The 14,631-nt window shown below is 62.4% G+C and carries 11 protein-coding genes and 2 pseudogenes; 5 read left to right on the top strand and 8 right to left on the bottom strand.

What is annotated here, in order from left to right:
• Positions 1 to 32 precede the first annotated feature (32 nt).
• Positions 33 to 704, bottom strand: coding sequence for a carboxymuconolactone decarboxylase family protein (locus tag ABUH87_RS15710; RefSeq protein WP_367775046.1), 672 nt, complete (start codon positions 702 to 704; stop codon positions 33 to 35).
• Between the two features lie 169 nt (positions 705 to 873).
• Here ABUH87_RS15710 and ABUH87_RS15715 point away from each other — a divergent pair, with 169 nt between their 5' ends.
• The gene (locus tag ABUH87_RS15715) at positions 874 to 1,428 is read left to right on the top strand and encodes a TetR/AcrR family transcriptional regulator (protein WP_367775047.1); all 555 of its coding nucleotides are present in this window, start codon (positions 874 to 876) and stop codon (positions 1,426 to 1,428) included.
• Between the two features lie 393 nt (positions 1,429 to 1,821).
• Here the strand turns inward: ABUH87_RS15715 and ABUH87_RS15720 are convergent.
• A pseudogene (locus ABUH87_RS15720) lies at positions 1,822 to 2,232 on the bottom strand (transposase); the annotation flags it as partial.
• A 69-nt stretch (positions 2,233 to 2,301) separates the two neighbouring features.
• Between ABUH87_RS15720 and ABUH87_RS15725 the strand changes: the two are divergent.
• Positions 2,302 to 2,595: pseudogene (locus ABUH87_RS15725) on the top strand (transposase); the annotation flags it as partial.
• Between the two features lie 308 nt (positions 2,596 to 2,903).
• On the opposite strand, the gene ABUH87_RS15730 reads toward ABUH87_RS15725, so the two are convergent.
• The 3 genes from ABUH87_RS15730 to ABUH87_RS15740 form a co-directional block, all read right to left on the bottom strand.
• The gene (locus ABUH87_RS15730) at positions 2,904 to 3,761 is read right to left on the bottom strand and encodes an IS110 family RNA-guided transposase (RefSeq protein WP_367775049.1); all 858 of its coding nucleotides are present in this window, start codon (positions 3,759 to 3,761) and stop codon (positions 2,904 to 2,906) included.
• 566 nt (positions 3,762 to 4,327) lie between these two features.
• The gene (locus tag ABUH87_RS15735; RefSeq protein ID WP_367775050.1) at positions 4,328 to 6,940 is read right to left on the bottom strand and encodes a glycoside hydrolase family 3 C-terminal domain-containing protein; all 2,613 of its coding nucleotides are present in this window, start codon (positions 6,938 to 6,940) and stop codon (positions 4,328 to 4,330) included.
• Positions 6,941 to 7,054: 114 nt separating this feature from the next.
• A complete protein-coding gene (locus ABUH87_RS15740; RefSeq protein ID WP_367775051.1) occupies positions 7,055 to 9,262 on the bottom strand; it encodes a beta-glucosidase family protein in 2,208 nt (735 codons plus the stop codon).
• Positions 9,263 to 9,559: 297 nt separating this feature from the next.
• Here ABUH87_RS15740 and ABUH87_RS15745 point away from each other — a divergent pair, with 297 nt between their 5' ends.
• Entirely contained in the window at positions 9,560 to 10,417 is an 858-nt protein-coding gene (locus ABUH87_RS15745) for a LytTR family DNA-binding domain-containing protein (RefSeq protein ID WP_367775053.1), read from the top strand.
• 83 nt (positions 10,418 to 10,500) lie between these two features.
• A complete protein-coding gene (locus ABUH87_RS15750) occupies positions 10,501 to 10,953 on the top strand; it encodes a transposase (RefSeq protein WP_367775054.1) in 453 nt (150 codons plus the stop codon).
• Positions 10,954 to 11,506: 553 nt separating this feature from the next.
• Here ABUH87_RS15750 and ABUH87_RS15755 read toward each other — a convergent pair.
• The 3 genes from ABUH87_RS15755 to ABUH87_RS15765 form a co-directional block, all read right to left on the bottom strand.
• Positions 11,507 to 12,640: a phosphotransferase gene (locus ABUH87_RS15755; protein ID WP_367775055.1), complete on the bottom strand. Its 1,134-nt coding sequence runs from the start codon at positions 12,638 to 12,640 to the stop codon at positions 11,507 to 11,509.
• Between the two features lie 264 nt (positions 12,641 to 12,904).
• The gene (locus ABUH87_RS15760; protein ID WP_367775056.1) at positions 12,905 to 13,222 is read right to left on the bottom strand and encodes a hypothetical protein; all 318 of its coding nucleotides are present in this window, start codon (positions 13,220 to 13,222) and stop codon (positions 12,905 to 12,907) included.
• A 66-nt stretch (positions 13,223 to 13,288) separates the two neighbouring features.
• Positions 13,289 to 14,425: an MFS transporter gene (locus tag ABUH87_RS15765; protein ID WP_367775057.1), complete on the bottom strand. Its 1,137-nt coding sequence runs from the start codon at positions 14,423 to 14,425 to the stop codon at positions 13,289 to 13,291.
• On the opposite strand from ABUH87_RS15765, the gene ABUH87_RS15770 reads away from it, so the two are divergent.
• Positions 14,424 to 14,552, top strand: coding sequence for a hypothetical protein (locus tag ABUH87_RS15770; protein ID WP_367775058.1), 129 nt, complete (start codon positions 14,424 to 14,426; stop codon positions 14,550 to 14,552). The genes ABUH87_RS15765 and ABUH87_RS15770 overlap by 2 nt on opposite strands.
• Positions 14,553 to 14,631 lie beyond the last annotated feature (79 nt).

The following is a 14,631-nucleotide window of genomic DNA, read 5'->3' on the forward strand; positions in this document are numbered from 1 at the left end:
CGGGTCTTTATCAGGTCTTGGCGTAGTCAGGTTCAGAGCGGCTTCTCCGCCCAACCCTCGCCCTCGCCAGGTTTGAGGCGCCTGCCGGGAGCGAGGCCTGCCCTAGTCTTCAGGTCGAAGCCGATCGGGTCCACACCCTCTTCCAGCTGAACGCCGAATGCGGCCAACGCCCAGCCGAGCATAACGTACTGTCCCAGCGCGAAGATCAAATCCATCAGCTGCTGCGTATCGAAATGATGGGCGAGCACCGCCCATGTTGCATCCTGAACGCGGGAATGTGTCCACAATTCGTCCACACAGCGCAGCACGGCGGCATCCAGCTCGCTCCAGGAGCCCGCGTCGGGCCCGACCACGATGGCGGCGACTTGTTCCAAGGTCATGCCTAGGTTCAGGGCATAGCCGACGTGGTAGTGCCACTCATACTGTGACTTCATGTGCCAGGCGACACGAAGCGTGACGAGTTCGCGCGCCCAGGCTGGCGCGGTATTATCAATCAGGACGTGCTTGCCGAAATGGTTGAATGCCATGGCAAGCGGCGGATGGTTTGCGAGCACCATCTGGCTGCTGGTCCGCGAGCCGTTCTCCCATGCACCGGGCTCACCCCAAAACGCGAACACCTCGCGCGCGGCATCGGTCCACTGGTCGCGAGGGAGCGGGGGAACGCGGATCGGCGTTTCTGGATGTGCAGCATCGCTTCTGTCCACGGCCACCAGTTTCCTCAGCTGTTGATGGCGTCACGCGATCACGGCGCGCCCATCGATCTTAGGCGAGTGCCTAACACCGATTGGCGGGCCGCGGCAAGATCGATTGCGCCGCGATGCTTGCACCACTTACCCGATCATGGAAGGACAGCAGGGGGAGGAGCGAACAACCTTGAGCCGTGAAGCCATTCTTGACGCTGCCGAAGCGATCCTGCGCGACGAAGGCTATGCTGCCGTGAGTTCGCGAAAGGTCGCTACAGTGGCCGGCCTGAAGTCGAAGCTTGTGCACTATTACTTCAAGACCATGGACGAGCTGTTCCTGGCCTTGCTGCGCCGCGTAGAGGAAAAGCATTTCGATGAGTTGCGGAAGGCAGCCGCGTCCAACGAACCGCTGCGAGCCTTGTGGCAGCTCAGCAGGGAACCGACCGTTCCCAAGTTGCACAAGGAATTCGTTGCCCTCGCCACCCACCATGAACCGCTGCGCCAGGAGATTGCCCGCTCGGCCGAGCGCACACGCCAGATCTACGCAGCCGCTGCCGGGGATGCTTTGGTCAGGGCCGGGCTGAGCACAAGCACGTACCCCCCCGTTGCAGTCGGGATGATGATGGACGGCATCTCACGCGTTATCAGTACTGACAAAATCCTTGGCTTAGACTGCGGCCATGCGGACGCCATTTCGCTAATGGAAACATTGCTCGATCTCCTGAGCGTGTCTCAGTGTGAGTAGAAGACGGACGCGTAGCAGGCCCACATTGTCTGATGACAACCTGTGGTGGCTCTGACCGCCTTGTCGGCGCGGGTTCACAACTGCGATGGAGCATTCGCGACGACCCATGCCCGGCCATTCAGCACACTACGCGAGGCGCCCAGCTTCGTTGGGGTCGTCTAATCGCGGGTCATAGTGCAAGCTCTTTTTGCGCTGGGTCGTATGCCGGGTGCAGGGTCGTCTTCGCGGTCGGCATGAGCCGCCGCATGATGGAGCTTCGCGGGAGGAGCCTTCCAGTGTGGACGCCGCACTCTGCTGAAACAGCGGTGCACCCCATCAAACGGAATGGCTCGGCCCACGTCCCGGCAGGGACGTACCAGCGCGTCCGGGCTCGGACGCGATCCGCTATTCAGATCAACCTGTAGCTCCTGCTGTCCGGTTAAACATCTCGCCGGATCGCAGCATCGCATGCATGGTCACTGCAAGCCTGCGGGCAACGGCAACAGCAGCCCGCTTGAAGCCCACCCGTTCTCTGAGTTTGACGCCCCATGTGCGCAGCGTGCTCTCGGCTGAGCTGCGGGTGAGGATCACCGTGGCCGCCTCGTAGAGCAAGCTTCGTACATGCCGGTCGCCCCGCCTTGAAATGTGGCCGTTATAATCGACTTCGCCTGACTGATAGCGTCTGGTCGTGAGGCCAAGCCATGCCCCCACGGAACGCGACTTTTTGAAGTTGCCAGGATCTTCAATGGCAGTGGCGAAGGACGTTGCCGTGACGGCGCCCACGCCTGGGATCGACATTAGCAGGTGGCACGCTTCACTCTTGCGGGCATCGGCAATCAGCTGACGGCTGAGCTCGGCCACGCGCAAGCGCATGCTGCGCCAGACTTCGAGTAGATCGCCCTGCTCGACCACGAGATTGCGAGCCGTGCGAAGGCTGATCCCGTGGCAAAGCGGCTGATGACGATTCCAGGCGTCGGCCCGGTAATAGCGACCGCCCTGGTGGCGCGGGCGCCCGCTGCCAGCACCCTCCGTCGCGGGCGCGACTTCGCCGCCTGGCTCGGCCTCGTACCCCGACAGCACTCCAGCGGCGGCAAGGAGCGCCTTGGGCGGACAACGAAGATGGGCGAGCGTAGCTTGCGTAGGCTTCTGATCATCGGCGCGAGCTCGGTGACGAAGGTTGCGGCGCGCAGGACACACGGAAGCACCTGATCCTGCGCAGCCAAATCTTTCGACAACCCCCTTGTACCCGGTGGGGCGTTCTCTAATCGCGCCGCCTTCGTCAAGCCCTGCTGCATCTACTTCGCCCGGGTCACGGTTCTCTACGCGGTCGGCATCGGCCGCCGCAACATCTGGTCCGCTCCGGAAAGCGTAGGTGCTGCAAGGTCCACAACGGGTTTGCGCCCGTGGCGCACCCAAGGCCCCGTACCGCGCAGTCACCTACACCCTCGCCCGAGGGCGACAGTAGCGTCCGGCGAGTGCCGGACTAACTCGACTTGTCAGGCCGGCAGTGTGGCAGCAGACCAGCGGAATTCCTCTCCTGATCGCCAGATGCTGTGCAGGATGACGGAAAGTTTGCGAGCCAATGCGACGCGCGCTTTCCCCGGTCCGGCTCGTTGAGCGATGGCCTGAGCCCATTCACTCAGCTGTGACGCTCGCTTGACCCGATGCAGGATCACGCTGGCGGCCTCGTACATCAGCGTACGCGCCAGACTGTCGCCGCATCGCGAAATCCGGCCGCTACGATCGATGTCACCGGACTGGTATCGGCGGGGGGTTAAATCCAAGTGCGCTCCCACAGCACGGGATCGCGAGAACCGTTTTGGATCCTCGACAGTGCTCACGTAAACGAGCGACGACAAGGCGCCGATGCCAGGAACGCTCATCAACAAGCGGCAGGTTGGATCGGCGCGAACCTGACGCAGCACCGCTTTGTCGAACGTGGTGATCTGCTCGCCCACATGCCGCAATGCCGCAAGCAGGGGGCGAACGACCATGCCGACTTCCTGATTGCCCTGGATGAGCTCTTCGACGCGTCGGTCGAAGCGTAGGCCGCGCCCTGATCCTGGCAGCATGCCGTAGGTCTTGAGGATGCCACGGATCATGTTGGTGAGGCGCGTCCGCATGCCGACCAGCTGCGCTCTGGCACCCAGCAAAGATCTCGCCCGGTGAGCGTCCAGCGACTTTACATGCACAGGGCGGTACCACCCCGAGCGCATCACCTGAGCCAAGCCTTCGGCGTCGTTCTGATCCGTCTTGTTGAGCCGCATCTGCAGAGCGGCCTTCACTCGCCGTGCGTCTAGGCAATCCACTGTTAGGCCGGCTTGGCGCAGGCCATGTACGAGCCACGGTGTCATGGCCCCAGTCTCGATGCCAATCCTCGCGACCGCGCCGGCGTGAAGTTTGAGCTGAGAGGCCAGAACATTCGGGGTCAGTGGGACAGGTACCACGCCACTGGCGCTGCCCTCGCTCATTCACCACGCAGATAGCGGTCGACTTCTGAGAAACGTCTAGTCCCACGTACATCATTGGAGCTCTTCGATCATGCTCGCGTCACCGGGACGGTCACCCGGATCGCGGCACATTATCATCAGCTCGACTCAGACCGCGATTACCCGAGGTCCACACACGGACGCTCAAAATTTTAGCCGGTCGGGGGCTCTAGGCGACGGCATGGATGACGCGGAAACAGCAAGAAGTGGGGCAGAAGCCGTCATTCGCGGATACGACGGCGAGGTCTGGTCTTGGCAGCAACAGACATTCGCACGTTCCGAGCTACCGGTCCTGAACGAGCAGCGTCGACCGTCTCCTGCCCTTTCGGTCTCAGCTCCAAGAATTGGTCGCAGGGCCGTCGACACGCGCGATTAGGAAGTTCTTCGAACGGCGCTTCTCGCAGAGCGGGTAGCGCCGCCATTGCCGATTCTCACTCTGTGACGTCGATCTGGCGCTTCAGGCGCAGGCGACCGCTCACGACGCCAGCGGTCATTTCCGGTTGCCCGCCACCGACATGCACTTGATAGACGCCGGCCAAGGCGCGCCGATCTCCTTCGAGTGAGACGGTGCTCAAGTCCCGTGCCGAGAGCTGGAAGACGACGTTGCGACTCTCGCCGGGCGCAAGGTTGACACGCTTGAAGCCACGCAGAGCAACGTGAGGATTTCCCGGCGCGGTTGGAAAACGAAGGTAGAGCTGCGCGACCTCGTCACCCGGACGCTTACCGCTGTTGGTGAGCCGGGTGGTCACTGTCACGTCGCCGTTTCGACCTACTGATCCGAGCTGAAGTGGACCGTAGTTGAACGTCGTATAGCTCAGACCGTGGCCAAAGGGGTACAAAGGTCTGCCGGAGAAGTACCGGTACGTGCGCCCTGTCATATCGTAGTTGTCGAAAGCCGGGAGATCGCCCACGCTCCGATAGAAGGTCACCGGGAGGCGACCGGCAGGATTGACCGCACCGGCGAGCACGCGGGCGATCGCTGTCCCGCCTTCTTCACCGGGATACCATGCTTGAAGCACTGCGTTTGCATTGTCGTCGGCCCAGCCGAGGTTCATGGCGCTGCCGCTCATGTTCACGACAACAAGCGGCTTACCGGTCGCCTTGGCTTCTTTCAGGATCTGCTGCTGATCGGCAGGCAAATCGATGGTCGTACGGTCGCCACCGCTGAAGCCCGGAATTTCCAGCGACTGTTCCTCACCCTCCAGGTCGGAGGTCAGCCCCACTGCCGCGATGATGAGGTCTGCGTCGCGAGCAGCGGCATTCAGCTCGGCAGCCGGGTTGTCAGCCACTCGCGCCCAGACCAGCTGCGAGTGGTAGTAGTTGGTTTTCAAAGCCTCGATGCGGAAGGCATGACGGCGGCCTTTCTCCAGACGCACCGTTTTCAGGTCTCCCAGTGGGACGGGTTCGGCGCCGACACTGGAGACCGGCTTCCCATCCAGCGTCAAAGTGGCATTCGCGCCTCGCATCCCGATGCGGTACGTACCGGTTTCGGGTGGAACGATGAAGCCACTGAACACGACCCTGTAACCTCGGGTCGCGGGATCGTGCTCCTTGCCGATCTTTTCGACAGTCTTCGTCAGATAAGGTGTGTCGTCATATTGAGCCGGCCCGTGGTGACCCGGGTCTCGCGCGTTCGCACCTGCGGGCTTCACCGCGTAGAATTCGGCCTGGATGCCTTCCTGTCCTGCGGGCGTAACGAAGGCGGAGGGCGGGACCGGCTCTCCATCAGTATAGGATGGGCCGACCGGTGAATGGATAACTTGCGCTTGAGGGAACTGCTTCCGGATTCCCTCAAGGACCGAGACCGGCGAGACGATCTCTGCTGAGGAGTAGTTGCCGCGCAGCACCCGCAAGGAGTCAGCAAGGGGTCCGGTCACAACGATCTTGCGCGCGGTTGAGGCCAGCGGCAGGACACCATCGTTCTTCAACAGCACCATGCTCTGTTCCGCACTCCGCAATCCAAGTTCGCGATGTCCGGGCATGATGATGCGGTCGGGCTTCGAGGGGGCCGCGGCTCGCCCGCCGGGTTGTAGGTCCCCCGTACGGATGCGCGCTGCGAACAGGCGGGTGAGCGCCCGGTCAAGGTCCGTTTCCTTCAGCAGCCCCTTTGCCAGCACCTCGGCGTAGCGGTTCGGGCCTGAGATGCACTCCAAGTCCACCCCGGACTTGATTGCCACGGCTCCGGCCGAAGCAGCGTCCGGGACGAACTTGCGGGGGTCGAAGAGATCGCGAACCGCACCGCAGTCGGACACGACATAGCCTTCAAATCCCCACGCCTTGCGAAGCTTCGTCTGCAGAAGGAACTCGTTGGCGCAGGCGGGTTGACCGTTGACGGCGTTGTACGCGCACATGATCGAGCCGGCGCCACCTTCGATGATCGCGGCGCGGAATGCCGGCAGGTAAGTATCCTCCAGGTCATGAGCCGAGACGGTCACGTTGGCGAAGTTGCGCGTCGATTCCGGTCCGCTGTGGACAGCAAAGTGCTTCGGCGTAGCAATGACGTGCGGCCGCATGGGGTCGGGCCCTTGCATGCCTTCGATGTATGCAACGCCCAATTTGGCAGTCAGAAAGGGATCTTCGCCATAGGTCTCCTGCCCGCGGCCCCATCGCGGATCGCGGAAGATGTTTATGTTCGGCGACCATGCGGCAAGTCCGTTACCCTTGCCGATCTGCCCACCTCGGCCCTCGGCGCGAGCATTTGCATGGATCGCGCGCACCTCTGTTGAAATCGCGGACGCGACATCCTTGATCAGAGCATCGTTTAAGGTGGCCGCAAGGCCGATCGGCTCTGGGAAATTGGTGGTCTCACGATCGCTCATCGCGCCATGCAAAGCTTCCGTCCACCATTGGTATGCCGGGACCCCCAGGCGCGGGATGGCCGGCGCGCTGTTCACCATCTGGGCCGCCTTTTCGTCCGCAGTCATTTGCGCGACGAGAGCCGCTGCTTGCCGCTCAGCGGAGTCGTCAGCCAGAGCCGGCGCAGACGGGGGCTGCCCCACCGCCGGTACAACAGTGGCCGACATGGCAAGCGGAGCAAGAGCCATTATCGCTGCTTTGCCAAATGACTGGACCGACGAGGAGATCACGTCGCGCTTCACAACGCCTTCCCCCTTTCCGCTATTCTTATGCCTTGAAGCAGCAAGCTCACTTTCCGATGGTCAACGCTCCGAAGCACCATTGTCACGCCAGGTACGGCCAGGCAGACTGATCTCTGTAACTGGACCAAGGCGATCCGCGCTTTTTCCAACTGCGAAGCTGTATTTGCCTGCTGGCATGTGCCAGCCGCCGTTCTTCCAGTCGGCGAGCAGGCGCGGATCGATGTTGACAGTCACCTGCTTCGTCTCACCGGCTTTCAGCTCCACGCGTTGAAAACCGATCAGGCGCTGTTGCGGCTGACCCGCTTGTGAAACCAGGTAGAGCTGAGAGACGTCGGCGCCCGCGCGCTTGCCCGTGTTGCGCACGTTGAACGTGGCTGTCATTCCCGAAAGCTTGGGGCGCGACGTGTCGAAGGTGGTGTAGCTCAGTCCGTGACCGAAGGGGAACAAGGGCTTGAGCCCCTTCTGAGCATACCATCGATAGCCCACGTCCGATCCTTCCGGGAACGTGATGGGGAGAACTTGCTGCTCCTTGGGCAAAGTCCGGACGTCCTTGCCCCCTGCGGCATCGATCAGGTTCTGACCCGGCAGAACAGGATTCGGCAACTGCGCCGCTGCGACCGGGAAGGTCACCGGAAGATGTCCCGAGGGATTGACCGCGCCGGAAAGAATGCGGGCAGTCGCCTCACCGCCGCGGTTGCCGGGATACCACGCCTGCAGCACGGCCGGCACTTTGTCGATCCACGGCATCGCCACCGGACCACCAGTTTCGAGCACGACGACTGTGCGCCCGTTTGCGGCGGCCACGGATTCGATCAGGGCGTCCTGGTTGTCCGGCAGACTCAGATCAGGCACATCGCGCCCCTCGCGCCGGAACTGTTCAGCGAAAACGACCACCACGTCGGCACCGCGCGCTGCCTGAGCGGCACGGGCCGGATCGCTTCCATCGTCAAAAGATATGGCCGCTTGAGGGAATTGCTCCTTCAGCGCGGCCACTGGCGGAGACGGCATATAGAGGCGGAAGTGATACTCCTTCTCATCGTAGCGAAGCCGCAAGGGAGAACCGCCCACCGGCCAAACCTGAGACGAGCCGGCTCCTGCGGGCACGCCGACGTCAGCATGGCCGCCCACCACCAGGATACGCTTGGCGCCGGCAGCTATCGGCAGGATACCGTTCTCGTTCTTGAGCAGAACAGTTCCTTGCTCCGCCACACGCTGCGCGAGGTCGAGATGCGGGGCGAAGTAAATCGGCTTACCCGCCACGGGTGAGTCATCCGCCACCCCCAGCGCATACATGGTCCGCAAGATCCGGGACACAGAGCGATCCACATCGGCCCATGTCACGGTGCCAGCCGCAAGCGCATCCTTCAGGCGTTGACCGAACCACGGAGTATGCCGGGGTTGGGTGCCCGATTCCTGGTCCAGACCCTTGTCGATGGATACGGAATGGACCGCGCCCCAATCGGACATGACCCAGCCTTTGTAACCCCAATCGCCCCGCAGCACGTCGTTCAGCAGGAACCCGTTCTCGCATGCATAAGTCGTGTTCACCTTGTTGTAAGCACACATGACGGAGCCTGGCTCGCCGATCTCGATGGCGATCTGGAAGGCAAGCAGGTCGCTCTCACGCATGGCAGGCTCGTCCATCCGCACGTCCGCGAACGAGCGCCCGGTTTCATTCGCATTCAGCGCGTAGTGCTTGACCGTCGAGACGATCCCATTCGACTGAACGCCCCGGACCGAATAACCGCCGAGAATGCCCGTCAGCAGGGGGTCTTCGCTGAAATACTCGAACGCGCGTCCGCCGCGTGGGTCGCGCACCAGGTTGATGCCTCCGGCCAGAAGAACGTTGAAGCCCTTCGCCCGGGCCTCGGCGCCCATCGCGCGCCCGACCTGCTCGATTAACGCAGGGTTCCAGGTGGAGGCCATGGTAAGGCCTGCCGGCATCGCCGTCGCCTCGTCATTGGTGCGCATCAGCCCGCCCATGTTGGCGACGCCCAAGCTCGCATCGGATTCCGCCAGCGCCGGAATGCCGAGGCGCGGCACGCCCGGAACATAGCCGGCCCCTTTCGGGAGGTCGGCAGGAAATGTTCCGGCGGGCCATGTCTGGGGGACGAAGCCCTGTAGCATCGAAAGCTTCTCTTCCTGCGTCATCTGAGCGAGCGTCGCGGCTGCTTGTGCATCCGGATCAGCAGACTGTGCGACGGCACTCGGCCCCGTCAGGGCGGTGGCGATCAGGGCCAGAGAGATAATCTTTCCAATGCGCTTCATGTCCATCGATCCCCAGTTTCAGCATCCAGATCTCACGGCAGGTCAGCCGCCTCAGCCCGCTTCGCTCGGACCGACACCAGGCACTTGCCGGGCGAGCCCAAGTCGCGGCGAGTACGTCGCGGTGAGAGAGTCTGTGCCTCGGTGTTCGAGTGCCTTCTAGATACTTCCGGTGCGTCACCTGCCGCGTTGCCAATCGCGTGCAACCGCGAATTCGCCACTGGGACCCAGACCCTTGCGCACAGCCACGGAATCCGCCATTCTCCCGCTCGCGCTTCGTGAATTGGCAGTGGTGTTCGGGTGAACCGATTTAGACGCGGCTTGCTCGAGCTTTGGGCGATGTTTGTCCTCGCGGTGGCCGTTGGCTTCCTCGGACCCTTTGGCACATACCACAATGACCCGTTCGTCTACCGGGTTAGCGTCTGGTTCTTGCTGCTGATGGGCGCTTACCTGTTGGTGCGGCCCCTGATGTTGATCCTTGATATGGTGGCGAACGCCACGTCTCTGCCAGCGCGCCCTCTGCGCTTCTGGGGCGCCGTGGTAGCCACCGCACCGGTCGCAGCCCTTTGGAGCATTATCGGTGAGGACACGCTTCGGGCGGAGGAGGGCTATCTCCTTCTCGTATCGTTTGCGCTGCTCTGTGGCCTGGCCGTATTTGCGGTCACGGAGTGGGCCGGATGGGCTGACCGCCGCGTCAGGGCGCGATTGAGCGTTGCTGAGGTGGACGTCTCCAAATTCCAGGAGAGTGCACCGCCCGAACTGCGAGATGATAGAGACACCGAAGAAGGAACATCGCAGGCTTCCGATCCACCGCTGCGTGCCCGCCTCAGCCCAGCATTCGTGTCCCCGATCGTCGCGCTCCAGAGCGAGGATCATTACGTGCGCGTGTACGGCGCGAACAGCAGCGAACTTCTCCTGATGCGCCTCCAGGACGCAATCGCCGAGATGGGGAACGTGCGCGGGGAACGAGTCCATCGCAGCTGGTGGGTCGCGCTCTCTGGCGTCGAGGCCTTCGGACGATCCGGTCGTGCTTGGGTGGTGCGGATCGCCGGAGGGAAGCGAGTGCCCGTTGCTCGCGCCTCCGTTGAACGGCTCCAGAAATCGGGTTTCTTGCCCGACGTCCCTCGCAAGGACTGTGTCGGACGAGTTGAAACCTAATTGTGGTTAGCGCTGAACTGCCGCACGACGTTCTTTGCGCTGCAGCCAGCTCAATGGATCGCAAGGATGGAACGCCACTGCCCATGATTGCACTGCCAGTCTTCGGCTACAAATCTCACATCAGCATCGACCGGCGCTTCGGCTTCATCCGGGAGATGGCGGTGACCTCGGCGTCAGCAGCCGATGGGCGTCTGCTCCGGCAGGTCGTCAGGACGGATAACACCGGTTCCCACGTCTGGGCCGACAGTGCCTATCGCTCAAGGCGCAACGAGAAGTGGTTGTCGGATCGGATGCTCACGTCCCGAATTCATCGGCGCAAACCCATGGGCAAGCCAGTGTCGAAGGCAACCGCCCGAGCCAACGCTGCTAAATCCTCGATCCGCGCTCATGTCGAACACGTCTTCGCCCATCAGAAGAACAGGTTCGGGCTGTTCATCCGCAGCCTGGCCCGCGCCGAAGCGAAACTGACCCTTCGCAACCTCGCCTACAACTTCAACAGGCTGATCTTCCATGAGCGCCGCGAAATCATGGGATGACTATGCCTGCCACCCGGGAAAACCGGGCAAAATCGCCCGGAAGTCCCCCGCAAACCGACCCAAGGCGCGCCCGCCAGCCTCAGGCAGAAACGGCATCATCCGCCATCAGGTCGCAAGCCTCCAAGCACCCGGTTATTGCGGGTCTCCAGCTGATCTAGCAAGTATCTTGGAAATGCGCGCCTGGCAGCTTCAGAAAGCAAAGAGCCCACTAAGCGAAGTGATCGAGATCGCCCAAGCGTACGGCCCGGCCCTCCGGGAGGAGGTCGCCCACGACATTCGATCTATCGCAGGCAAGATCATCATTTCACCGGGGCGCGACCGCGGCCAAGTCTATGGGGAGCTGTGCGGCGAACTCATGGGTATTCTGAACATGGTGAGTAAAGAAGGTGGGGGCGGTGGTCCCTTATACCAACGGGCACTGCGCCCTCTCGCAACGATCTTAGCCGCCAACGCCGCTGTTCCCCGGCCAGAAGCTGCCCTTCGGAGCTGCCTTCTGTTTACGATGCTTCGTACAAGCCAAGCTGGGCCACGTTAGGATAGCGGACGGTTGGAGCTATGCATCCAACTCATCGACAAGTCTGCTCGTTTCCAAGTCTTCATAAGCTGTTGTCAGCCGCAAATGAGCCAGCACGCTCACCTCCCACCCGTAATTGACCACAGGCGTCGTTAGCCAGCCGATATAGAGGCCCCAGACAATAGCCATCCGGTACTCGCGCCATAGTTCTTCTGACGCCGGAGGTTCCTTGCATCCGTTGGCGATCAGCTGTTCGCGATAGTAGGCGAGCAATTCACGCTCACTGGTCCGGCGCTGCTCGACGGAGAGGCCCGTCGCTATCACATAGCTGACGTCGTGAATGCAGAAACCCTGGGACGCAAGCTGCCAATCCAGCAGACCCGCTTTCTCTCCGGGCAGGATGTAGGTGTTGCCGATGTGCGTGTCGCCGTGACAGACCGTCTGCGGCAGACCCGTCTGGTGGCGCTGCACCGACTGGAAGCGGCGAAAAAGTCCGTCGGGGCTCGTGCCCAGGCGCTCAACCATCTCTTTCTTGAACTGCTCACGCTCGACCTGATCGGCGATGAAGCGCGGAACCACTGCCGGATTGTTGAACTGCTGGTGAAGGCGTCCGCTCGTGTGCTTCTCCATCCACGAGAGACCGGCAGTCAGCTCCGCGCTTTGCCAATAGCGCGCGTGCAGGACGGCCAATTGATCGAGGATACTGCGCATACGCTCAAGGCTGGTGGGCACAGTGACGCTGGCGAAGGTCGCATCGCGGTCCCGCAGGTCTTCCATGACGAGCAGTAATGCGTTCGACGACGGATCGTATGCGCCGCCCAGCGTCATGGGCGCTTCCAGGAAAGTAGCAGGCCGAAGCCGGCGATAGACAGCCACCTCGTTCTCGTAGAGCGCGCCGCCCGCTCCGGCGATCGCCAGCGGCTTGTTCGGCTCCTCTGGCGCAGCACGAGCGACTTTCAGAACCAGATGGTCCGGCAGCGAGGCGTCGGCATGAACATAGACCGGCCGAATGATGATGCGCCCTGCGGAGGAAGCATTGCCGTCGCCCCAGACATGCGAAGCAACGACGGAGAAGTCGCTTAGCCGGGCATCAGGCGTTTCGGCGCAGATGACCTTGTTGAGAACGCCCAGGGTCAGGTCGTCAGCGTGAGTGGGTAGCGTAGTTTCCATCATGGCGCATGACCATGACCCCAGTGCGTCAGAGTGACAAGGCTACTGCGCACAGTTCGTGCGCTGATTTGGGGGGCGACGCTGCCACCCACATGGCCGATAGAGCCGTCATAGAAGCGTCGCGCTGAGTGGTGTGAAAGCTCTTGCTCACTCGAGGAGCGATCGTGGCTTTCCTCGCCAGCCCGCACTCCGCTTTCGGGACCGGTGTGAACTATCGCATTGATGGCGGGCAGGTGCAGTCGGTGAACTGATCCCCGGCCGGTCCGGTCAGGCCTGCTGCCGAGCCTGCGGCTTCATCGTCGCATCCACCTCGTCGATCGCTTCCTGAATAGGATCGGCCAGGGAGACCATGAGGTTTCCAAAACGTTCAAGCGCGCCAGCGTAAGCGCGAGTGAAACGCTCCTCTTCCGCTTCCGTCGAACATCCAGCGCACATGGACTGGCCGATGAGTGTCCAAGCGTCCCGCCGGGATTCGGCGAACGCCTTTGGGTCGAAGTCCGAGATACCAACGCCAGCCTGAAGTACGTGGGTCGCAACCACAAGCTCCAGAGCGGAGATGCGCGCTTCGAGGTCTACAAGGTCCATCCATGCCTCTATTTCTTGCGTCCGGGGCACTTGAGATAGTGTCGCGGCTGCCGATTGAAAGGCGCCTTACCTGACCTGGATAGCTGCCGGCTGCGCCTCTGTTCGGCTGCTCCTGCACCGCAGGATCAGAATGCCGCTCAGCAAACTTCCCGGTACGCCCGCAATCAGGAGGTATTGGTAGGATCCGAACGCGTCGAAGATCATGCCGGACAGCAAAGGTCCCAAACCGGCACACAGCGCGATTACGCTGTTCATCAGTCCGAAGATCTTCCCGAAGCTGGCCATGCCGGTGAGCTTGCTGGTCAGATAGGCAGTGATCTGGAGCTTGGTGCCGACAGCGTAGCCGATGATCGCAACGCCCGAGATGATCGCGATCAGGTTGCTGGAGACGAGCAGGATGCCGAAGCCGAGGGCAGATGTCGCGATGGTCGCGGCGCCGATCTTGGCTCCGTCGAACCGGTCCATCAAGGCACCGGTGATGAGCTTGCCCGCGATACCGGCAATGCCCGAGATGCTGGCCAGCCATGCTGCGCGCTCCCGCGTCAGGCCTAGCTCCGTAAGGATCGGCACCTGATGAACGATCACGCCGAGCCCGAGCGTCATCATGATGAACGTCGCCAGTGCCAATTGCAGCAGGGCAGGGTTGGTGAGGGCCTGGCGGATCGTCATCCTCTCGTCCGAATCGCCCAGCGGCGCGGCCTCGGAGGTGGGGCGCTCGCGAACGCGGGGCTGATCCTTCAGGAAGAACCAGGCGAGAATGAAGGCAGGTACGCACCAGCCGAAGCCGAGCCAGAACCAGGCCTCTCGCCAGCCGAAGTTCGCAATCAACCAACGGGAGACGGGCGGGACGAGCGACTGGGCGATGGCGGTTCCTGACAGCATCACCGCCAGCGCAAGGCCGCGCCCGGCGCTGAACGTGCTGGAGATCGCGTAAGTCCAGACGGTCGATTTCACCGTAAGGCCAATCAGCGCATAGACGCACCACAATCCGATCCAGTGAGCCACCGAACTGCTGGTCGTGCCGAACGAGGCCAGTGTGCATGCCGTCAGCAGCAGGCCGGGCAGGGCGATCCTGCGACTTCCCCACTTGTCTATCGCGGCGCCCACCAGGGGCGACAAAGGCACCGTCGACATGGCCGCAATCGCAAGGCCCGCAGAGATCTGGCTGCGGCTCCACCCGAACTCTGCTTGCAGGGGCTCCATGAACAGGCCCGACGCGTATGTCGCGATGGAGTGGAACGAAAAGCCGACAGCCGTCGTCAGGACGAGCGGCCAGTGGGCGCTCCACTCGTCACGCGCGCGGGGCGCTGGGGTCGCAGGTGTCAGTTGAGCCTCCTTCTGGCCACGCGAGGTGCCGGGCCGACATCAGGTTTGCTTCTGGAGGAGCGAGCGCCACCGCATGGGCGGCG

It is taken from the genome of Novosphingobium rhizovicinum, from assembly GCF_040813635.1.
GTDB classification, from domain to species: Bacteria; Pseudomonadota; Alphaproteobacteria; order Sphingomonadales; family Sphingomonadaceae; genus Novosphingobium; species Novosphingobium rhizovicinum.

What these genes read in the sequence shown, in the direction of transcription:
- ABUH87_RS15730 (WP_367775049.1), bottom strand. Translation starts at nt 3,761, where the DNA reads ATGACACCGTGGCTCGTACATGGCCTGCGCCAAGCCGGCCTAACAGTG.
- ABUH87_RS15760 (WP_367775056.1), bottom strand. Translation starts at nt 13,222, where the DNA reads ATGGACCTTGTAGACCTCGAAGCGCGCATCTCCGCTCTGGAGCTTGTG.
- ABUH87_RS15770 (WP_367775058.1), top strand. Translation starts at nt 14,424, where the DNA reads ATGAACAGGCCCGACGCGTATGTCGCGATGGAGTGGAACGAAAAGCCG.
- ABUH87_RS15755 (WP_367775055.1), bottom strand. Translation starts at nt 12,640, where the DNA reads ATGATGGAAACTACGCTACCCACTCACGCTGACGACCTGACCCTGGGC.
- ABUH87_RS15735 (WP_367775050.1), bottom strand. Translation starts at nt 6,940, where the DNA reads ATGGCTCTTGCTCCGCTTGCCATGTCGGCCACTGTTGTACCGGCGGTG.
- ABUH87_RS15750 (WP_367775054.1), top strand. Translation starts at nt 10,501, where the DNA reads ATGATTGCACTGCCAGTCTTCGGCTACAAATCTCACATCAGCATCGAC.
- ABUH87_RS15740 (WP_367775051.1), bottom strand. Translation starts at nt 9,262, where the DNA reads ATGAAGCGCATTGGAAAGATTATCTCTCTGGCCCTGATCGCCACCGCC.
- ABUH87_RS15765 (WP_367775057.1), bottom strand. Translation starts at nt 14,425, where the DNA reads ATGGAGCCCCTGCAAGCAGAGTTCGGGTGGAGCCGCAGCCAGATCTCT.